14 protein-coding genes are annotated in these 19461 nt (G+C 73.7%); 12 read left to right on the forward strand and 2 right to left on the reverse strand.

Annotated features, from left to right (window positions below):
• Nucleotides 1–19 precede the first annotated feature (19 nt).
• The gene (locus ACFVU3_RS02325) at nt 20–1774 is read left to right on the forward strand and encodes a chitinase (protein ID WP_390063018.1); all 1755 of its coding nucleotides are present in this window, start codon (nt 20–22) and stop codon (nt 1772–1774) included.
• On the opposite strand, the gene ACFVU3_RS02330 is transcribed toward ACFVU3_RS02325, so the two are convergent.
• A complete protein-coding gene (locus tag ACFVU3_RS02330; protein ID WP_390062907.1) occupies nt 1740–2474 on the reverse strand; it encodes a phosphatase PAP2 family protein in 735 nt (244 codons plus the stop codon). The genes ACFVU3_RS02325 and ACFVU3_RS02330 overlap by 35 nt on opposite strands.
• Before the next feature lie 101 nt (nt 2475–2575).
• Entirely contained in the window at nt 2576–3910 is a 1335-nt protein-coding gene (gene gabT / locus ACFVU3_RS02335) for a 4-aminobutyrate--2-oxoglutarate transaminase (RefSeq protein WP_390062909.1), read from the reverse strand.
• Nucleotides 3911–4156: 246 nt separating this feature from the next.
• On the opposite strand from gabT, the gene ACFVU3_RS02340 reads away from it, so the two are divergent.
• From ACFVU3_RS02340 to ACFVU3_RS02390, 11 genes are all read left to right on the forward strand, one after another.
• On the forward strand, nt 4157–6538 hold the full coding sequence (locus tag ACFVU3_RS02340; RefSeq protein WP_390062911.1) for an ATP/GTP-binding protein: 2382 nt from the start codon (nt 4157–4159) through the stop codon (nt 6536–6538).
• A gap of 115 nt (nt 6539–6653) precedes the next feature.
• Nucleotides 6654–8210 carry a PucR family transcriptional regulator gene (locus ACFVU3_RS02345; protein WP_390062913.1) on the forward strand — a complete coding sequence of 519 codons (1557 nt, stop codon included), beginning with the start codon at nt 6654–6656 and terminating at the stop codon, nt 8208–8210.
• Between the two features lie 127 nt (nt 8211–8337).
• A complete protein-coding gene (locus ACFVU3_RS02350) occupies nt 8338–9408 on the forward strand; it encodes an EamA family transporter (RefSeq protein WP_390062914.1) in 1071 nt (356 codons plus the stop codon).
• Between the two features lie 78 nt (nt 9409–9486).
• On the forward strand, nt 9487–10962 hold the full coding sequence (locus ACFVU3_RS02355; protein WP_390062916.1) for a PQQ-binding-like beta-propeller repeat protein: 1476 nt from the start codon (nt 9487–9489) through the stop codon (nt 10960–10962).
• A gap of 152 nt (nt 10963–11114) precedes the next feature.
• A complete protein-coding gene (locus tag ACFVU3_RS02360) occupies nt 11115–12560 on the forward strand; it encodes an aldehyde dehydrogenase family protein (protein WP_390062917.1) in 1446 nt (481 codons plus the stop codon).
• A 127-nt stretch (nt 12561–12687) separates the two neighbouring features.
• Nucleotides 12688–13932, forward strand: a complete 1245-nt coding sequence (gene aroA, locus ACFVU3_RS02365) for a 3-phosphoshikimate 1-carboxyvinyltransferase (RefSeq protein WP_390062919.1) — start codon at nt 12688–12690, stop codon at nt 13930–13932.
• 34 nt (nt 13933–13966) lie between these two features.
• Nucleotides 13967–15217 carry a 1-deoxy-D-xylulose-5-phosphate reductoisomerase gene (gene dxr, locus ACFVU3_RS02370; protein ID WP_390062921.1) on the forward strand — a complete coding sequence of 417 codons (1251 nt, stop codon included), beginning with the start codon at nt 13967–13969 and terminating at the stop codon, nt 15215–15217.
• Nucleotides 15214–16521: a M50 family metallopeptidase gene (locus tag ACFVU3_RS02375; RefSeq protein ID WP_390062923.1), complete on the forward strand. Its 1308-nt coding sequence runs from the start codon at nt 15214–15216 to the stop codon at nt 16519–16521. Before dxr ends, ACFVU3_RS02375 begins: the two co-directional genes overlap by 4 nt.
• A 104-nt stretch (nt 16522–16625) precedes the next feature.
• Complete coding sequence (gene ispG, locus ACFVU3_RS02380) at nt 16626–17783, forward strand: flavodoxin-dependent (E)-4-hydroxy-3-methylbut-2-enyl-diphosphate synthase (RefSeq protein WP_390062924.1); 1158 nt, start codon at nt 16626–16628, stop codon at nt 17781–17783.
• Nucleotides 17784–18030: 247 nt separating this feature from the next.
• On the forward strand, nt 18031–18876 hold the full coding sequence (locus ACFVU3_RS02385) for a GNAT family N-acetyltransferase (protein WP_390062926.1): 846 nt from the start codon (nt 18031–18033) through the stop codon (nt 18874–18876).
• A 28-nt stretch (nt 18877–18904) separates the two neighbouring features.
• The gene (locus tag ACFVU3_RS02390) at nt 18905–19450 is read left to right on the forward strand and encodes a GNAT family N-acetyltransferase (RefSeq protein ID WP_390062928.1); all 546 of its coding nucleotides are present in this window, start codon (nt 18905–18907) and stop codon (nt 19448–19450) included.
• The last annotated feature ends 11 nt before the right edge of the window (nt 19451–19461 follow it).

Genomic DNA, 19461 nt, shown 5'->3' on the forward strand with positions numbered 1-19461 from the left:
CCTGGCGGGCGCCCTCGCCATGGGCGGCCTCGCCGCGCTCTCACCGGCCGCCCAGGCCGCCGACTCCGAACTCGCCCGCAACGGCGGCTTCGAGGCCGGCCTGGACGGCTGGAACTGCACGGCGGGCAGCGGCGCCGCCGTCGCGTCGCCCGTGCGCAGCGGGACGAAGGCGCTCCAGGCCACCCCGGCCGGCAGCGACAACGCCAAGTGCTCCCAGACCATCACCGTGAAGCCCGGCTCGACGTACACGCTCAGCGGCTGGGTCCGCGGCAGCTACGTCTACCTCGGCGTCACCGGCACCGGCACCACCGACGGATACGCCTGGACCCAGTCCGCCCCGGACTGGCAGAAGCTGAGCACCACCTTCACCACCGGCGCCGCCACCACCGCGGTCACGGTCTACACCCACGGCTGGTACGGCACCCCCGCCTACCAGGCCGACGACCTTTCCCTCTACGGCCCCGGCGGCGACCCGGTCGCGATCCCCGCCACCCCCACGGGCCTCGCCGCGGGCAGCCCGACCTCCACCTCGGTGCCGCTCACCTGGCCCGCGGTCGCCGGAGCCACCTCGTACAAGGTCTACCGCGGCGGCAGCCTCGTCGCCACGGTCACCGGCACCTCGTACACCGCCACCGGACTCACCGCGAACACCCCGTACTCCTTCCAGGTCTCCGCCGCCAACAGCGCGGGCGAGTCCGCGAAGTCCACGGCCGTCACCGCCACCACGACCTCCGGAGGCGGCGGGGGCGGCGGCGGACTGCCCGCCCGCGCCCTCGTCGGCTACCTCCACTCCAGCTTCGCCAACGGGTCCGGCTACACCCGCATGGCCGACGTCCCCGACTCCTGGGACGTCATCAACCTCGCCTTCGGCGAACCCACCTCGGTGACCTCCGGCGACATCCGCTTCAAGCTCTGCCCGGTCGCCGAGTGCCCGAACGTCGAGTCCGAGGCCGACTTCAAGACCGCCATCAAGGCCAAGCAGGCCGCCGGCAAGAAGGTCCTCATCTCCATCGGCGGCCAGAACGGCCAGGTCCAGCTCGCCACCACCGCCGCCCGCGACGCCTTCGTCACCTCCGTCTCGAAGATCATCGACGAGTACGGCCTCGACGGCCTCGACATCGACTTCGAGGGCCACTCGCTCTCGCTCCAGAACGGCGACACCGACTTCCGGAACCCGACCAGCCCGGTCATCGTCAACCTGATCCAGGCGATCAAGACCCTCAAGGCCAAGTACGGCGCCACGTTCGTCCTCACCATGGCCCCGGAGACCTTCTTCGTCCAGCTCGGCTACCAGTTCTACGGCTCCGGCCCCTGGGGCGGCCAGGACCCGCGCGCCGGCGCCTACCTCCCGGTCATCCACGCCCTGCGCGACGACCTCACCCTGCTGCACGTCCAGGACTACAACTCGGGCCCCATCATGGGCCTCGACAACCAGTACCACTCCATGGGCGGCGCCGACTTCCACATCGCCATGACCGACATGCTGCTCACCGGCTTCCCGGTCGCCGGCAACGCCGAGCGCTTCTTCCCCGGACTGCGCCCCGACCAGGTCGCCATCGGCCTCCCCGCCTCCACCCAGGCCGGCAACGGCCACACCAGCCCGGCCGAGGTGAACAAGGCCCTCGACTGCCTCACCAAGAAGCAGAACTGCGGCACCTACCAGACCCACGGCACCTGGTCGTCCCTGCGCGGCCTGATGACCTGGTCGATCAACTGGGACCGCTTCAACCAGTGGGAGTTCAGCCGGAACTTCGACGCCTACAACTGGAGCTGACCCCCAGGATCAGGAAACCGAGGCAGAGACTGGCCGCCACGTCCAGCGGCCAGTGGAAGCCCCGCAGGACCAGGCCCGTCCCCGTCACCGCCGTCAGCACGGCGGCGACGGGGACGAGCCGTCGCGACACCAGGTAGGCGGCACCGAAATAGGCCACCATCGCCGTCGCCGTATGGCCGGAGGGGTAGTAGCCGTGGGCCCAGGGCTCCAGCGGGCCGGGGCGGGCCGTCCACTCCTTCAGGGGGACGACGAGCAGCGGCACGGCGGCCATCGCGAGGCCCGCGAAGAGGGCGTCGGCGCGGCGGCCCCGCCACACCGCGTACGCCATCGCGGCGGCGAGCACGGGCAGTGCCACCGTCAGATTGCCGAGGTCGGAGGCGAGTTCGCCGATCCACCGGGGGACCGTGTCCACGAGGGCGCGGGACACCCGCTCGTCGAGCCTGGTCAAGGGGCCGTGGACGAGCACCTGCCAGGTCACGACGGCGAGGGCGACGAGCGCCGAGAAGAGAGCCGGCCGCCCTGGAACAGGGGGGGTGGTTCCGGGGCGGCCGAGGGGATCGGGCTGCCGCGCGCCCCGGGGGGTGTGGGGCGGGCGGCCATCCGATCGGTGAGGAGTCCCGGAGCGCGAGGCTCCGGTGGTGTGCGCATCGGCACGGTGCGGGCGGGGCTGGGGAGGCTCCGCCCTGGGTGTTTCTCTCATCTGGGGAAGACCGTACGGCACGCGAAGGGGGACCGACAGCGGGAAACGCGTCCCGCCATCGGCCCCCCACAGAGTCTTCACTCTTTGCGCCGAAGCGTCCGTCAGAGGGCGGCCAGCGCCGCCTCGATGACGTCCAGGCCCTCGTTGAGCAGGTCCTCGCCGATGACCAGCGGCGGGAGGAAACGCAGCACGTTGCCGTAGGTGCCGCAGGTGAGGACGAGCACGCCCTCGTTGTGGCAGAACTTGGCGAGCGCGGCGGCGGCCTCGGCGGCCGGCTCCTTCGTCACCTGGTCCTTCACGAGCTCGATGGCGATCATGGCGCCGCGGCCGCGGATGTCGCCGATGACCGGGAACTTCTCCTGCATCGTGGTGAGGCGGCCCTTCATGACCTCCTCGATGCGCTTGGCCTTCCCGTTGAGGTCCAGCTCCTTCATCGTCTCGATGGCGCCGAGCGCACCGGCGCAGGCCACCGGGTTGCCGCCGTAGGTGCCGCCCAGACCGCCGCCGTGGACGGAGTCCATGATCTCGGCGCGGCCGGTGACGGCGGCGAGCGGCAGACCGCCCGCGATGCCCTTGGCGGTGGTGATGAGGTCCGGGACGATGCCCTCGTCCTCGCAGGCGAACCACTGGCCGGTGCGGCAGAAGCCGGCCTGGATCTCGTCCGCGACGAAGACGATGCCGTTGTCGTTGGCGAACTTCACGATCGCCGGCAGGAAGCCCTTGGCCGGCTCGATGAAGCCGCCCTCGCCGAGGACCGGCTCGATGACGATCGCGGCGACGTTCTCGGCACCGATCTGCTTGGTGATGTTGTCGATCGCCTGGGCGGCGGCCTCGGGGCCGGCGTTCTCGGCACCCGTGGGCCAGCGGTAGCCGTAGGCGACCGGCACGCGGTAGACCTCGGGCGCGAACGGACCGAAGCCCTGCTTGTACGGCATGTTCTTCGCCGTCATGCCCATGGTGAGGTTCGTCCGGCCGTGGTAGCCGTGGTCGAAGACGACGACGGCCTGGCGCTTGGTGTACGAACGGGCGATCTTCACCGCGTTCTCGACCGCCTCGGCGCCCGAGTTGAAGAGCGCGGACTTCTTGGCGTGGTCGCCCGGGGTCAGCTCGGCCAGCGCCTCGCAGACCTCCACGTAACCCTCGTACGGCGTCACCATGAAACAGGTGTGGGTGAAGTCCTGGAGCTGCGCGGACGCGCGGCGCACGACGGCCTCGGCGGAGGCGCCCACGGAGGTCACGGCGATGCCGGAACCGAAGTCGATCAGCAGGTTGCCGTCGACGTCCTCGATGATGCCGCCACCCGCACGCTTGGTGAACACGGGCAGCGTGGAGCCCACGCCCCCGGCGACGGTGTCCAGCCGGCGAGCCTGAAGCTCCTGCGACTTCGGACCGGGAATGGCGGTGACGACGCGCCGCTCCTGCGGGACAGCGTTCATGCGGGGCTCCTGGGGTGTTCTGGACGCTCTTGCGGGTTTCCTCCGCAGGCTAGGCGCGGCCGCCCGCCCGGCGCATGCTACGGATGGGAGTGGTCCCGGCGTGTCCTTGTCCTTATCGGCCATACGCGCCGTTGTCCGGGGCCACTCCGTGCCATCGCCCTGATCCGGGGCATGATCCGCGGCCGAGGCTCTAGATTGGGCCCGGACGACAGCGCCGCGGAGTCGAAGGGCCAGGGGGCAGGGGACATGGAGTTCGAGGGCACACACGGCTCGCGGAGCACGCACGACGGGCGCCCGCACGCCGAGATCCCCCGTCCGGCCGGAGCGCCCTCCGGCGTCCCGCCGATGCCGGCGGGCGCACCGCCCGCCGCACCACCGCGGCCGGCCACCGCGCCCCCCGCCGCCCGGAGCGGCGCCACCCTCGTCGACTGGCTGCGGGCATCCCGCCCCGAGGCCGCGCCCGGCGTCTGGCGGTACGGCCACGTACCCCGCCCCGAGCACGCACCCGACGAGACCCCGCTGCGGACCGTGCTCGCCGGTGCGACGATCTCCTTCCTCGTCGCCGTCCTCCTCTGGTCCCTGCTCCGCAACGGCTACATCCCCTACTGGAGCGTGCCGATCCGGCTGTTCACGCCCGGCGACTGGTGGCGCCCCCTCGGCGGCGCTCCCGTGCCCGGTACCGGAGGCCCCGTCGCCCTGGCCGTCTACCGCTTCGTCCTCTTCGCCGGCGTCTTCGGCGGGATCGGCCGCTTCGGCCGCTGGCCTTACGCCTGGAACCGGCTCGTCCGGGAGTACGGCCCCCGGGCCCAGATCGCCCTCGCCGCGCTCGCCGGCCTTCTCACCGTCGCCCTCGTCCGCGGCGACTGGCTGCCGCTGCGCCCGCTCGTCCTCTCGATGCTGCCGTACGAGCTGACCACGCCCGACGCCGTCTTCGCCAACCAGGAGATGGAGGACACGGCCACCCTGCTGCTCACCGTCGCCACCGCCCTCCCCTTCGTCTGGCTCGCCCTGCGCCGCGCCACCTCGCCGGCGGGTGCCGCCGCGGCCCCGCCGCCCGCCGCCGGCGGCCCCGACCTCGCCGTCTGGCCCGAGCTGAGGGCCGCCGGGCTCACCGAGGCGGCGGACCGGCTCGCCGCCGACGCCGCCTCCGGCGCCATGAACGACGTCGACTACGCCCGGATCAGGACCGCCTGGGAGCACACCGGCCAGGCCCCCGACCGGCAGGCCGCCTTCGTCCGTGAGATCCACACGCGGGGCGCCGCGGCCTTCCTTCACCCCTCCGGAGCCCGCTCCCTGCCCGGCCGGACGGCCACGCACGACCTCGCCCTCCGGCAGGTGCGCCTCGGCATCGTCACGGACACCGCCCGCAACCCGTACGCGCGCCGCACCACCGGCCTCGCCCTCGATCCCGACGTGCTCGGCACCGGCATGCTCGTCGTCGGCCCCTCGGGCAGCGGCAAGACCGCCCGCCTCGTGCGGCCCGTCGTCGAGTCCCTCTCCCTGCAGGCGCTCGCAGGACAGGCGGCCGTCGTCGTGGTCGGCTCCGACGCCGCGCCGCTCGGCCCGGACGAGTCCTTCGACGTCGTCATCCGCGTCGGCGACCCCGCCTCCCCGCACGACCTCGACCTCTACGGCGGCACCTCCGACCCGGACCGCGCCGCCGCGCTGCTCGCCGACGTCCTGGCCACCGACACCACCGACACCCGTCGCGCCACCACCACGCTCGCCCAGCTGCTCGGCCCCTTCCACGCCGTCCACGACCGCTTCCCCTCGGTCCCCGAGCTCCGCGAACTCCTCGACGGCGGCCCCGCGCTCCTCCAGACCCTGCGCGCGTCCCTCGAACGGGCGGGACACGCGTCCCTCGTCCGGGAACTCGACGCCCGCTCCCGGCAGCAGGGCGCCGACGGCGACCCGGCCCGCCACCTCGCCGACCGGATCGCCCTCCTCGACCGCCCCGCCTTCGCCGCCTTCTTCGACACCTCCGGGGCGACCGCGCCGTTCACCATGCGCGCCCTGGAACACCCCGTGCGCGTCCGGATCGACCTGCCCGAAGCAGGCCACGCCGAGGCGTCACGGCTCCTCACCCGGCTCGTCCTCGCCCAGTTCCTCGGCCGGACCGTCGGCCGGACCGACCGCTCCCGCTTCGCCTGCCTCGTGCTCGACGACGCCGCGCACACGCTGACGGCGGAGACCGTGCGGGGCCTCCAGCGGCTGCGCTCCGCCCACGCCGGCGTCGTCCTCGGGCTCCGTACCGTCGAGGACGTCCCCGAGCACCTGCGCACCGCGCTGTTCGGAGCGGTCGGCTGCCGGTTCGCCCTCGCCGGGGTCACCACCTGGGACGGCAAGCGGTTCGCGGAGACCTGGGGCACCGAATGGGTGGAGACCAGGGACGTCACCAGTCGGACCGTCCGCTCCGACGAGCCCCTCACCCGGGTGGCGCACGCCGTGCGCAAGCTGGTCACCGGCCGGGCCGTCACCACCGACGCGGTGACCGTCCGCGAGGTCGAGCGGGAGCGGTGGTCCGCCTCCGACCTCGCGCACGGTGTGCCGCCCGGCCACGCGGTCCTCTCCCTCACCCATGTGAGGGGCGAGCACACGCCGCCTCTCCTGGTCGACCTGCGCAGCTGAGAGCGGCCCTCCGGCGGCCCTGGCACAATCGGGTGCGCCGCCCTCCCCGGCGGTGTCCCGTCGTCGGGTGCGGTCCGTCCGTGTCCGGTCCCGCTCAAAGGTCCGCCGGTTTCCGATGCCGCCCACCCTCGCCTCGCTCGTCCAGCACTCCTCCCTCCGGCTCGTGGTCCGGGCCGGGGAGGACCGCCTCGACACGCCCGTCCGGTGGGCGCACGTCAGTGAGCTGGCCGACCCCGTGCCGTACATGGAGGGCGGGGAGCTGCTGCTCACCACCGCCCTGACGCTCGACGCCGAGGACGCCGAGGCGATGCGGCGGTACGTACGGCGGCTGCTCGGGGCGGGGGTGGTGGGGCTCGGGTTCGCCGTCGGGGTGAACTACGACGCCATCCCGGACGCCCTCCTCGAAGCCGCCCGCGCCGAGCACCTGCCGCTGCTCGAGGTGCCGCGCCGCACCCCGTTCCTCGCCATCAGCAAGGCCGTGTCCGCCGCCATCGCCGCCGATCAGTACCGCGCCGTGACCGCCGGTTTCGAGGCGCAGCGCGAGCTCACCCGGGCCGCGCTCGCGGAGGGGCCGGACGCCGTCGTCGCCCGGCTCGCCGCGCACGTCGACGGCTGGGCCGCGCTCTACGACGCCGCCGGCACCGTCGTCGCCGTCTCGCCGGAGTGGGCCGCCCGCCGCGCCGCCCGCCTCACCCCGGACGTCGAGCGGCTGCGCGAGCGCCCGGCCCCCGCCAGCGCCGTCGTCGGCGGTACCGACGACCGGGTGGAGCTGCAGTCCCTCGGGACCGGCCGCCGGGTCCGCGGCGCCCTCGCCGTCGGCACCGGCGCGCCCCTCGGCACCGCCGAGCGGTACGCCGTCCACTCGGCGATCGCCCTGCTCACCCTCACCACCGAACGCTCCCGCTCCCTCCAGGCCGCCGAGCACCGGCTGGGCGCCGCCGTGCTGCGCATGATGCTGGCCGGGCAGCCCGAGCACGCCCGTACCGTCGCCGGCGACGTGTACGGCGGCCTCCTCGACGCCCCCTTCCGCCTCCTGGTCGCCGAGGCCGCCGGCGGCGAGCAGGCGTCCGCGGAACCCCCGCTGCCGGTGCTCGCCGAGGCCCTGGAGGCCGCCGCCGCCCGCGCCGGCGAGGCGGTGCTCACCGTCCCGGAGGGCGACGACCGGCTCGTCGTCCTCGCCGGCGACGGCGGCGCGGTCGTCGCCGCCTGTGCCGGGTACGCCGAGCGGGAGGCCGAGGACGCCGGGGTCGTCGTCGGGCTCTCCGCCTCCGCCGGCCCGGTGACCGCGGCCGTCGCGTACAAGCAGGCCGAGCAGGCCCTCTCGGTGGCCCGCCGGCGCGGCCGCGCCCTCGTCGAGCACGAGGACCTGGCGGCCGGTTCGGTCCTGCCGCTCCTCGCCGACGACGCCGTACGGGCCTTCGCCGACGGCATGCTCCGGGCGCTGCGCGAGCACGACGCGACCGGCCGCGGCGACCTGGTCGCCTCGCTGCGCGCCTGGCTCTCCCGGCACGGCCAGTGGGACGCCGCCGCGGCCGACCTCGGCGTCCACCGCCACACCCTGCGGTACCGGATGCGGCGGGTGGAGGAGATCCTCGGGCGCTCGCTCGACGACCCGGACGTCCGCATGGAGCTGTGGCTGGCCCTCAAGACGACGGGCGAGGGGGAGAAGTAGCGCCCCTGCCCGCGCCCGGGCAGGATCGGGCCGCCCCTGCCCGGAGGCGGGCAGGATCGGGCCGCCCCTGCCCGGAGGCGGGCAGAATTCCTGGCCGGACGCGAGTGGAATGCCTAATCTCCTGCTCATGACAAGCCCCGCCGTCGATCCCGCCTCTTCCCCCGTCTCCGCTCCCGCCCCTTCCCCCGGCACCGCCTCCGCGACCACCCGCGCGACCGCGACCGGTACCGCCTCCGCGACCGGCACCGCGCCCGCCGCCGGTACCGTGCCCGGCCGCGGCGCCCTCCAGGGGAAGCCCGCCCCGGCCGGCCGCCGCATCACCGGCGCCGTCTGGGCCGCCCTCGCCATCGTGTACGTCGTCTGGGGCTCCACCTACCTCGGGATCCGGATCGTCGTCGAGACCGTCCCGCCCTTCCTCGCCTCAGGCTCCCGGTTCATCGTCGCCGGACTGCTCCTCGCCGCGCTTGTGGCCTGGCGCCACGGTCCCGCCGCGCTCAAGGTGGACCGGCGCCGGCTCGGTTCGGCCGCGCTCGTCGGCCTGCTCCTGATCCTCGGCGGCAACGGCCTCGTCAATCTCGCCGAGACCGACATCCCCTCCGGTCTCGCCGCCCTCCTCGTCGCCGCCGTCCCCGTGTGGGTCGTGCTGCTGCGCACCGCCGCCGGCGAGCGCCCGGGGCTCGGCGCGTACGGCGGCGTGCTGATCGGGATCGCCGGACTGGCCGTCCTCACCCTCCCCGGACTGAGCGGCGAGGTCGGCATCGCCGGGGTGCTGACCGTCGTCGTGGCCGCCCTGCTCTGGTCGCTCGGCACGGTCTCCTCCGCCCGCCTCCCCATGCCCGCCAACCCGTTCACCGCGAGCGTGTACGAGATGCTGGCCGGCGGTCTCGGCGGCATCGTCGTCGGCCTGATCCGCGGCGAGCACCACGGCTTCGACCCGGGCGCGGTCTCCGGCAGCTCCTGGGCCGCCCTCGCCTACCTGGTCGTCTTCGGTTCGCTGATCGCCTTCACCGCGTACGCCTGGCTCCTCCAGTCCGCCCCGGTCTCGCTCGCCGCGACCTACGCGTACGTCAACCCGGTCGTCGCCGTCCTGCTCGGCGCGCTGATCCTCGACGAGGCCCTGACCTGGCCCATCCTCCTCGGCGGCGCGATCGTCGTGGCGGCCGTCTGCCTGATCGTCTCCACCGAGCGGAGGGGGTGACGGAGGGAGTCCGCCGTGGCCCTACCCTGATCCCTCGTATCGATCGGTCGTGAGCACGGCGACAGGGGTGGGGTCCGGATGGCGACGGGGACGAAGGCCGGCAGACCGGCGGGGACGAAGGCCGGGAGACCGGCGGGGACGAAGGCCGGGAGACCGGCGGGGAACGCGTCCAGGGGCGGCGGCAGCGGCGGCAGCGCCGGCGGCACGCCGAAGCCCGGCTCGCGGCTCGTCCGGTACACCGTCGTCGGCGGCCTCCTCCTCGCCCTCCTCGCCGGCGCCGGGGGCATCACGGCCGGCGTGCTCGCCGGCGAGGGCTACCTCCCCGGCGACTCGATGCGCGAGGTCTGGAACACCCGGCCCGAGACCACCCCCTCCGACCCCTCCGAGTCCGGCGCCGGCGCCTGGGCCGTCGGCGACACCCTCGTCCGCAGCCGCTCCCGCGGCGTCACCGGCTTCGACGCCCGCTCCGGCGCCGAGCGCTGGAGCTACACGCCGTCCGGGAACGCCGCGATCTGCTCCGTCAGCCGCGCCGCCGAGGACGGCATCGCCCTGGTCGCCCAGGGCAGGCCCGGCACCCCGGGCGACGCGCCGGTCGCGGACGGCCCGGGCTGCGCGACCGTCGTCGCCCTCGACCTGAGGGACGGCCGCGAGCTGTGGCGCGCCGCCCGGACCCCGGACAGCGGCGAGATCCGTGACGAGAAGGACGTCGTCGCCGTCGGCGGCGGGCTCGCCGTCGTCCGCGACGCCTTCGCGCACTGGAGGTACGAGTGGGCCGGCGAGGAGCCCGGCCACGTCCGCCCGGACCGCGCCCTGCGCGCCCTCGACCTGCGCACCGGCAAGCCGCGCTGGACGGCCGCCATGCCGAAGGGCTGCGTGCCCCACGGCGTCGCCGCCGCCCGGAGCCAGGTCCTCGCCCTCGTCGTCTGCGAGCGGAAGGACATCCGGCTCGCCGCCTTCGACCCGGCCGACGGCCGCCACCGCTGGACCACCGAGCTCTCCCGGGACCGGGTGGTCGAGCCGGTCGCCAACGCGTCGGTGTTCCTCTCCGCCGATCCGGCCGTGGTCAGCGTCGACAGCCTCGACCTGAGCGGCTACCCGACGGTCCTCTCCTTCTCCGCCGACGGGCGCGCCCAGGGCCGCATCGCCTCCGGCGGCGACACCGACTACCTCTCCACCGCCGCCCCGGCCCACGCCCAGGTCGCGTACGGGCGCCTCTACGCCGTCGAGGCGATGTTCCACGACACGATCAGCGCCTTCGACCTGCGCAGCGGGCAGCGCCTGTGGCGCGCGAAGCTCGAACGGCTGGAGGACGTCCTCGCCCTGCGGGTCGCCGACGGGCGCGTCACCGCCCTGGTCGACCTGTACGCGGGGAAGGGGGAGGACGGGCTGCTCGTCCTCGACGCCGACACCGGCGACGAACGCGACCTGCGCACCTTCCCCGACTCGGTCGGCGCGTCCTTCGGAGAGATCACGGACCTCTTCGGGCACGAGGGGCGGCTGATCCCCGCCCGGGGACCCGGCTTCCGCCCGTTCACCGCCTACGAGGAGCGCTGACCGGCACCGGACCGCACCCCCTCTTCGGCCGAAGCGGACAGACCGGAGGCCCCACCACTCCATCACGGACAAGCGTCACGCGCCGGGTCCGGCCCTAACGTGTCTGGAGAGCAACCGCTCACACCCCGAAACGGAAAGGGCCGGGACGCGCAATGACGACCACCCACGCCTTCTGGGTCGCCGGCCGCGAGGCCACCGGCGACACCACCTTCGACGTCACGAACTCGTACGACGGACGTCTGGTCGGCAAGGTCGCCGTGCCCACCGAGGCCCAGGTCGAGGAGGCCGTCGCGGCCGCCCACGCGGTCGTCGACGAGTTCGCCGCCACCCCGGCGTACGTCCGTGCCGCCGCCCTCGACCACGTGTCGAAGCGGCTCGCCGAGCGCACCGAGGAGATCGCCCAGGTCATCTCCGCCGAGAACGGCAAGCCCATCAAGTGGGCCCGCGGCGAAGTCGGCCGTGCCGTCTCCGTCTTCCGTTTCGCCGCCGAGGAGGCCCGCCGCTGGAACGCCGGCGAGGCCCAGCGCCTGGACACCGAGGCCGGCGGCGCGGGCCGCCTCGCCCTCACCCGCCGCGTCCCCAAGGGCGTCGTCCTCGGCATCGCGCCCTTCAACTTCCCGCTGAACCTCAGCGCCCACAAGATCGCCCCGGCCATCGCCGTCGGCGCCCCGATCATCCTCAAGCCGGCCCCGGCCACCCCGATCTCCTCCCTCATCATGGGCGAGATCCTGGCCGAGACCGACCTGCCGGCCGGCTCCTGGTCGATCCTCACCGTGCCGAACGACCGGATGCCGGCCCTCGTCCAGGACGAGCGCCTCCCGGTCATCTCCTTCACCGGCTCGGACAAGGTCGGCTACGCCATCCAGCAGTCCGTGCCCCACAAGCACTGCACCCTGGAGCTCGGCGGCAACGCCGCCGCGGTCGTCCTCCCGGACTGGTCCTCCGAGGCCGACCTGGACTGGGCCGCGACCCGCATCGCGACCTTCTCCAACTACCAGGGCGGCCAGTCCTGCATCTCCGTGCAGCGCGTGATCGCCGACGCCTCGGTCTACGACCGCCTGGTGCCGAAGATCGTCGCGGCCGTCGAGGCCCAGGTCACCGGCGACCCGGCGGACGACGCCACCGACGTCGGCCCGCTCGTCGACGAGGCCGCCGCCCAGCGCGTCGAGTCCTGGGTCGACGAGGCCGTCGAGGCCGGCGCGAAGCTCCTCTCCGGCGGCAAGCGCGAGGGCGCCACCTACGCCCCGACCGTCCTCACCGACCTCCCGGCCGGCGTCACCCTGGCCCGCTCCGAGGTCTTCGGCCCGGTCCTCACGATCGCCAAGGTCGACGGCGAGACCGAGGCGTTCGCCGCGGTCAACGACTCCGACTTCGGCCTCCAGGCCGGCGTCTTCACCCACGACCTGCAGACCGCCTTCCGCGCCCACCGCGCCCTGGAGGTCGGCGGCGTGATCGTCGGCGACGTCCCGTCCTACCGCGCCGACCAGATGCCGTACGGCGGTGCCAAGCGCTCCGGCGTCGGCCGCGAGGGCGTCGCGTACGCCATGGACGACTACACCTACGAGCGCGTGATGGTCCTCACCGGCCTCGCCCTGTAGGGCACGCGCTCCACGAGACCAGGCGGTCCGGGCCCACTGTGCGGGGGCCCGGGCCGCCTCTTCGCGTCCGCGTCCAGCAGGCGGACCGTGCGGCGACGGCGCGGCCGTCCCCGGCAGGATGACCGGCGTGACCGTCATCGACATCCCCGGCTCCAAGTCCGTCACCGCCCGCGCGCTCTTCCTCGCCGCGGCCGCGGAGGGCACCACCACCCTCCTGCGCCCGCTCGTCTCCGACGACACCGAGGGCTTCGCCGAAGGGCTCAGGGCCCTCGGGTACGCCGTCCGGCAGGAGCCCGGCGCCTGGCACATCGAGGGCCGCCCCGCCGGACCGGGAACCGCCGACGCCGACGTCTACTGCCGCGACGGCGCCACCACCGCCCGCTTCCTGCCCACCCTCGCCGCCGCCGGCCACGGCACCTTCCGCTTCGACGCCTCCGCCCAGATGCGCCGCCGGCCCCTCGGCCCGCTCTCCACCGCCCTGCGCGAGCTGGGCGTCGACCTGCGCCACGGCGAGAAGGACGGCCACCACCCGCTCGCCGTCCACGCGGCCGGCGTCAAGGGCGGCGCGCTCACCCTCGACGCCGGGCAGTCCTCCCAGTACCTGACGGCGCTGCTGATGCTCGGCCCGCTCACCGCCGAGGGCCTCGACATCACGGTCACCGACCTCGTCTCGGAGCCGTACGTCGAGATCACCCTCGCGATGATGCGGTCCTTCGGCGCCGAGGTCACCCGCGAGGGCCGCACCTACCGGGTCGCCCCCACCGGCTACCGGGCGGCGCGCCTCCCGATCGAGCCGGACGCCTCCACCGCGAGCTACTTCTTCGCCGCCGCCGCCCTCGAACCCGGCCGCGCGGTCACCGTCCCCGGCCTCGGCACCGGCGCCCTCCAGGGCGATCTCGCCTTCGTCGACGTGCTCCGCCGCATGGGCGCCGAGGTCGAGGTGACGGCCGGCGCGACCACCGTCCGCTCCACCGGCACCCTGCGCGGACTCACCGTGAACATGCGGGACATCTCCGACACCATGCCGACCCTCGCCGCGCTCGCCCCCTTCGCCGACGGCCCGGTCCGCATCGAGGACGTCGCCAACACCCGGGTCAAGGAGTGCGACCGGCTCGACGCCTGCGCCGAGAACCTCCGCCGCCTCGGCATCACCGTGGAGACCGGACCCGACTGGATCGAGATCCACCCCGGCACCCCCGCCGGACCCGCCGAGATCGCCACCCACGGCGACCACCGGATCGTCATGTCCTTCGCGGTCACCGCCCTGCGGACGCCCGGCATCACCTTCGACGACCCCGGCTGCGTGAAGAAGACCTTCCCGGACTTCCACCGCGTGTTCGGCGGATTCGGCGCGTTCGCCCGGACCCCGTGAAGAGCGCACAGCGTTTGGGGCAAGAATGGGGGGCATGAGCGACCGCCCCTCTCCTCTCGCCGACCCGCACATCGCCTTCGACACCTCCGAAGGACGCCGGGACATCGTCGTCCTCGGCTCGACGGGATCCATCGGCACCCAGGCCATCGACCTGGTGCTGCGCAACCCCGACCGCTTCCGGGTCACCGCCCTGGCCGCCTCCGGCGGCCGGGTCGCGCTCCTCGCCGAGCAGGCGCACCGGCTCCGGGTCGCCCAGGTCGCCGTCGCCCGCGAGGAGACCGTCGAGGAGCTGCGCACGGCCCTCAAGGCGCTGTACGGCTCCGAGCCGCTCCCCGAGATCCTGGCCGGGCCCGACGCCGCCACCGAGCTCGCCGCCTCCCCGTGCCACACCGTCCTCAACGGCATCACCGGCTCCATCGGCCTCGCGCCGACCCTCGCCGCCCTGGAGGCGGGCCGGACCCTCGCCCTCGCCAACAAGGAGTCGCTGATCGTCGGCGGCCCGCTGGTGAAGGCGCTCGCGAAGCCCGGCCAGATCATCCCCGTCGACTCCGAGCACGCGGCCCTCTTCCAGGCGCTCGCCGCCGGCACCCGCGCCGACGTCCGCAAGCTGGTCGTCACCGCCTCCGGCGGCCCCTTCCGCGGCCGCACCCGCGCCGAGCTGGAGCACGTGACCCGCGAGGACGCGCTCGCCCACCCGACCTGGGCGATGGGCCCGGTCATCACGGTCAACAGCGCGACCCTGGTCAACAAGGGCCTGGAGGTCATCGAGGCGCACCTCCTCTACGACATCTCCTTCGACCGCATCGAGGTCGTCGTCCACCCGCAGTCGTACGTCCACTCGATGGTCGAGTTCACCGACGGCTCGACGCTCGCCCAGGCCACCCCGCCGGACATGCGCGGCCCCATCGCCATCGGCATCGGCTGGCCCGAGCGCGTCCCCGACGCGGCCCCCGCCTTCGACTGGTCCACCGCCTCCACCTGGGAGTTCTTCCCGCTGGACGACGAGGCGTTCCCGTCGGTGAACCTCGCCCGTCACGTCGGCGAGCTGGGCGGCACCGCCCCCGCCGTCTTCAACGCCGCCAACGAGGAGTGCGTGGAGGCGTTCCTCGCCGGCCGGCTCCCCTTCAACGGCATCATGGACACCGTCACGGCGGTCGTCACCGAACACGGTCGGCCCACCCGGGGAACCTCCCTGACGGTGCCGGACGTCCTGGAAGCGGAGACCTGGGCCCGGGCCCGGGCCCGAGAGCTCGCAGCGAAGGCAACCGCGGAGGCGCGCGCATGACGGAAGTGCTCCTGACGATCCTCGGGGTCGTCCTGTTCGCGCTGGGACTCCTGGTCTCCATCGCCTGGCACGAACTCGGCCACCTCTCCACGGCCAAGCTCTTCGGCATCCGCGTGCCGCAGTACATGGTCGGCTTCGGCCCCACCATCTGGTCGAGGAGGCGCGGCGAGACCGAGTACGGCATCAAGGCCATCCCGGCCGGCGGCTACATCCGCATGATCGGCATGTTCCCGCCCGGCGAGGACGGCAAGATCGAGGCCCGCTCCACCTCGCCCTGGCGCTCCATGATCGAGGACGCCCGCGAGGCGTCGTACGAGGAGCTCCAGCCCGGCGACGAGAGCCGGCTCTTCTACACGCGCAAGCCGTGGAAGCGCGTGATCGTCATGTTCGCCGGACCCTTCATGAACCTGGTCCTCGCCCTCGGCCTCTTCTACGGCTCCCTGATGACCCTCGGCATCGAGGGCCAGACCACCAAGGTCGCCGGCGTCCAGAAGTGCGTCATCGAGCAGAGCGCGGGCCGGGACACCTGCGCCGCGGGCGACCCGGTCTCCCCGGCGCACAAGGCGGGGCTGAAGGACGGCGACACGATCGTCGCCTTCAACGGCGCCCCGGTCTCCGACTGGGACACCCTCTCCGACCACATCCGGAAGACCATCGGCCCGGCCACGGTCACCGTCGAGCGGGACGGGCAGCGCCTCGACCTGCACCCGACGCTGGTCGCCAACCAGGTCCTCAAGAAGGACGAGAACGGCCAGGTCGCCCGGCCGCTCGACTACGAGGAGGCCGGCTACCTCGGCTTCGCGTCGAAGACGGAGGTCGCGCCGCTCACCTTCGTCGAGACCACCGACCGCATGGGCGAGCTCATGGAGAACGGCCTCCAGTCGGTCGTCGCCCTCCCCGGCAAGATCCCCGGCCTGTGGGACGCCACCTTCGGCGACGGCGAGCGCGCCGAGGACTCGCCCGTCGGCGTCGTCGGCGCCGCCCGCATCACCGGCGAACTCATGAACCTGGACCTCCCGCCGGAGCGGATCCTGGTCATGTTCATGAACCTGCTGGTGTACTTCAACGTCTCGCTGTTCCTCTTCAACATGCTCCCGCTGCTGCCGCTCGACGGCGGACACATCGCGGGCGCCCTGTGGGAATCCGTCCGCCGGCACACGGCCCGGATCTTCAGGCGCCCCGACCCCGGCCCGTTCGACGTGGCCAAGCTGATGCCCGCCGCCTACGTGGTCGCCGGCGTCTTCGTCTGTTTCACGCTGCTCGTCCTCGCCGCCGACATCGTCAACCCGGTGAAGCTGACGTAGCTCCCTGGGGGGCCGTGCACCGCCGTGTCCGGCCCCCCGCCCCCGGGGCGGTAACCTCGGAAGCCTGAGCCCGCCGACGCACGACCTTAGAGGTTGCACTACAGATGACCGCGATTTCTCTCGGTATGCCCACCGTCCCGACCCGGCTCGCCGAACGCCGCAAGAGCCGGCAGATCCAGGTCGGCAGCGTGGCCGTCGGCGGTGACGCACCCGTCTCGGTGCAGTCGATGACGACGACCCGCACCTCCGACATCGGCGCCACCCTCCAGCAGATCGCCGAGCTGACCGCCTCCGGCTGCCAGATCGTCCGGGTGGCCTGTCCCACCCAGGACGACGCCGACGCGCTCGCCACCATCGCCCGGAAGTCGCAGATCCCCGTGATCGCCGACATCCACTTCCAGCCCAAGTACGTCTTCGCCGCGATCGACGCCGGCTGCGCCGCCGTCCGCGTCAACCCGGGCAACATCAAGCAGTTCGACGACAAGGTCAAGGAGATCGCCAAGGCGGCCGGCGACGCGCGCGTCCCGATCCGCATCGGCGTCAACGCCGGCTCCCTCGACGCCCGCCTGCTCAAGAAGTACGGCAAGGCGACCCCCGAGGCGCTCGTCGAGTCCGCCCTCTGGGAGGCGTCCCTCTTCGAGGAGCACGGCTTCCGCGACATCAAGATCTCGGTCAAGCACAACGACCCGGTCGTCATGGTCGAGGCGTACCGCCAGCTCGCCGCCCAGTGCGACTACCCGCTGCACCTCGGCGTCACCGAGGCCGGCCCCGCCTTCCAGGGCACCATCAAGTCGGCCGTCGCCTTCGGCGCCCTGCTCTCCCAGGGCATCGGCGACACCATCCGCGTCTCCCTCTCCGCGCCGCCGGCCGAGGAGATCAAGGTCGGCATCCAGATCCTGGAGTCGCTCAACCTCCGCCAGCGCCGCCTGGAGATCGTCTCCTGCCCGTCCTGCGGCCGCGCCCAGGTCGACGTCTACAAGCTCGCCGAGGAGGTCACCGCCGGCCTCGACGGCATGACCGTCCCGCTCCGCGTCGCCGTCATGGGCTGCGTCGTCAACGGCCCCGGCGAGGCCCGCGAGGCCGACCTCGGCGTCGCCTCCGGCAACGGCAAGGGCCAGATCTTCGTCAAGGGCGAGGTCATCAAGACCGTCCCCGAGTCGAAGATCGTCGAGACCCTCATCGAGGAGGCCCTCAAGATCGCCGAGCAGATGGAGAAGGACGGCATCGCCAGCGGCGAGCCGACCGTCGCCATCGCCGGCTGACCCGCCGCGACCACCACGGAACCCCTCCGGCCCCGGGCCGGAGGGGTTCCGCGCGCCCGCCCCGGCGAACGGGCCGGAGGGGCGTGCCGGGGGGACGGCCCCGAGCGCGCGGAGCCCCGTGAGGAGCGGGCGGGACGGGCGCGGGCGGCGCCGTGAGCCCGGCCGGAAGCGCCCCGGAGCCGGGCCGGGCCCGAAACGGGCGGGGTACAGTGCCAGGACCAGCAGAACCGCACGGTGAGGCCCCCTCGTGTTGACACAGACCACCACCCGGGTCCTCGAACCCGCCGACCTCGGAGCCGCCCTCGCCGTCCTGGAGAGCGCCCCGGTCGAGAACGCCTTCGTGACCGCCCGCGTCCGCGTCGCCGGACTCGACCCCTGGCGCCTGGGCGGCGAGATGTGGGGCTGGTACACCGAGGGCCGGCTCACCTCGCTCTGCTACTCCGGCGCGAACCTGGTCCCCATCTGCGCCACCCCCGAGGCCGTCCGCGCCTTCGCCGACCGGGCCCGCCGGATCGGCCGCCGCTGCTCCTCGATCGTCGGCCCCGCCGGCCCCACCGGCGAGCTCTGGCGCCTCCTCGAACCCGCCTGGGGCCCGGCCCGCGACGTCCGCGCCCACCAGCCCCTCATGGTCACCGAGGAACCCTCCGCCACCGTCGCCCCCGACCCCCTCGTCCGCCGCGTCCGCAAGGACGAGATGGACGCGATCATGCCCGCCTGCGTCGCCATGTTCACCGAGGAGGTCGGCGTCTCCCCGATGGCGGGCGACGGCGGACTGCTCTACCAGGCCCGCGTCGCCGAACTCGTCGCCGCCGGCCGCTCCTTCGCCCGCATCGAGGACGGCAGGGTCGTCTTCAAGGCCGAGATCGGCGCCGCCACCCGCCAGGCGTGCCAGATCCAGGGCGTCTGGGTCGCCCCCGAGCACCGGGGGAAGGGCCTCTCCGAGACCGGCATGGCCGCCGTCCTCCAGTACGCCCTCGCCGACGTCGCACCCGTCGTCAGCCTGTACGTCAACGACTACAACACCCCCGCCCGCGCCGCGTACCGCCGCGTCGGCTTCCGTGAGACCGGCGCCTTCATGAGCGTTCTGTTCTGAACCGGTGGGCGCTTGTAGGGTGCGCCGCATGGACGACGCCCCCGCCGTGATCGGACCCGTCAACCTCGCCGCCCGTGTGGACGAGGCCCTCGCCGTGCAGGCGGTCGCCTTCGGCCTCGACGCCGCGGAGGTCGCCGTACGCCGCCACATCGTTCTGCGCCACCTCATGAACCCCGGCGCCCGCGCCTTCGGGGCCACCACCCCCGACGGGCGGCTCGTCGGCTTCGTGTACGGGATGCCCAACGACCGTACCCACTGGTGGTCCACCGTGGTGGAGCCGTACCTGCGGGCCACCGGCACCGCCGACTGGCTCGACGCCTCCTTCGTCATCACCGAGCTCCACGTCCACCCCGCCCACCAGGGCCTCGGCCTCGGCCGCGGGCTGATCACCACGATCACCGACACCGCCGACGAGAAGCGCTCGATCCTCTCGGCCATCGACACCGAGTCCCCGGCCCGCGGCCTCTACCGCTCCCTCGGCTACACCGACCTCGCCCGCCAGGTCCACTTCCCGAGCGCCGCCCGCCCCTACGCCGTCATGGGCGCCCCGCTGCCCCTCCCGCGCCGGAACTGATTTCTCGCGGG

This window comes from Streptomyces sp. NPDC058052 (assembly GCF_042885515.1).
Taxonomy (GTDB): Bacteria; Actinomycetota; Actinomycetes; order Streptomycetales; family Streptomycetaceae; genus Streptomyces.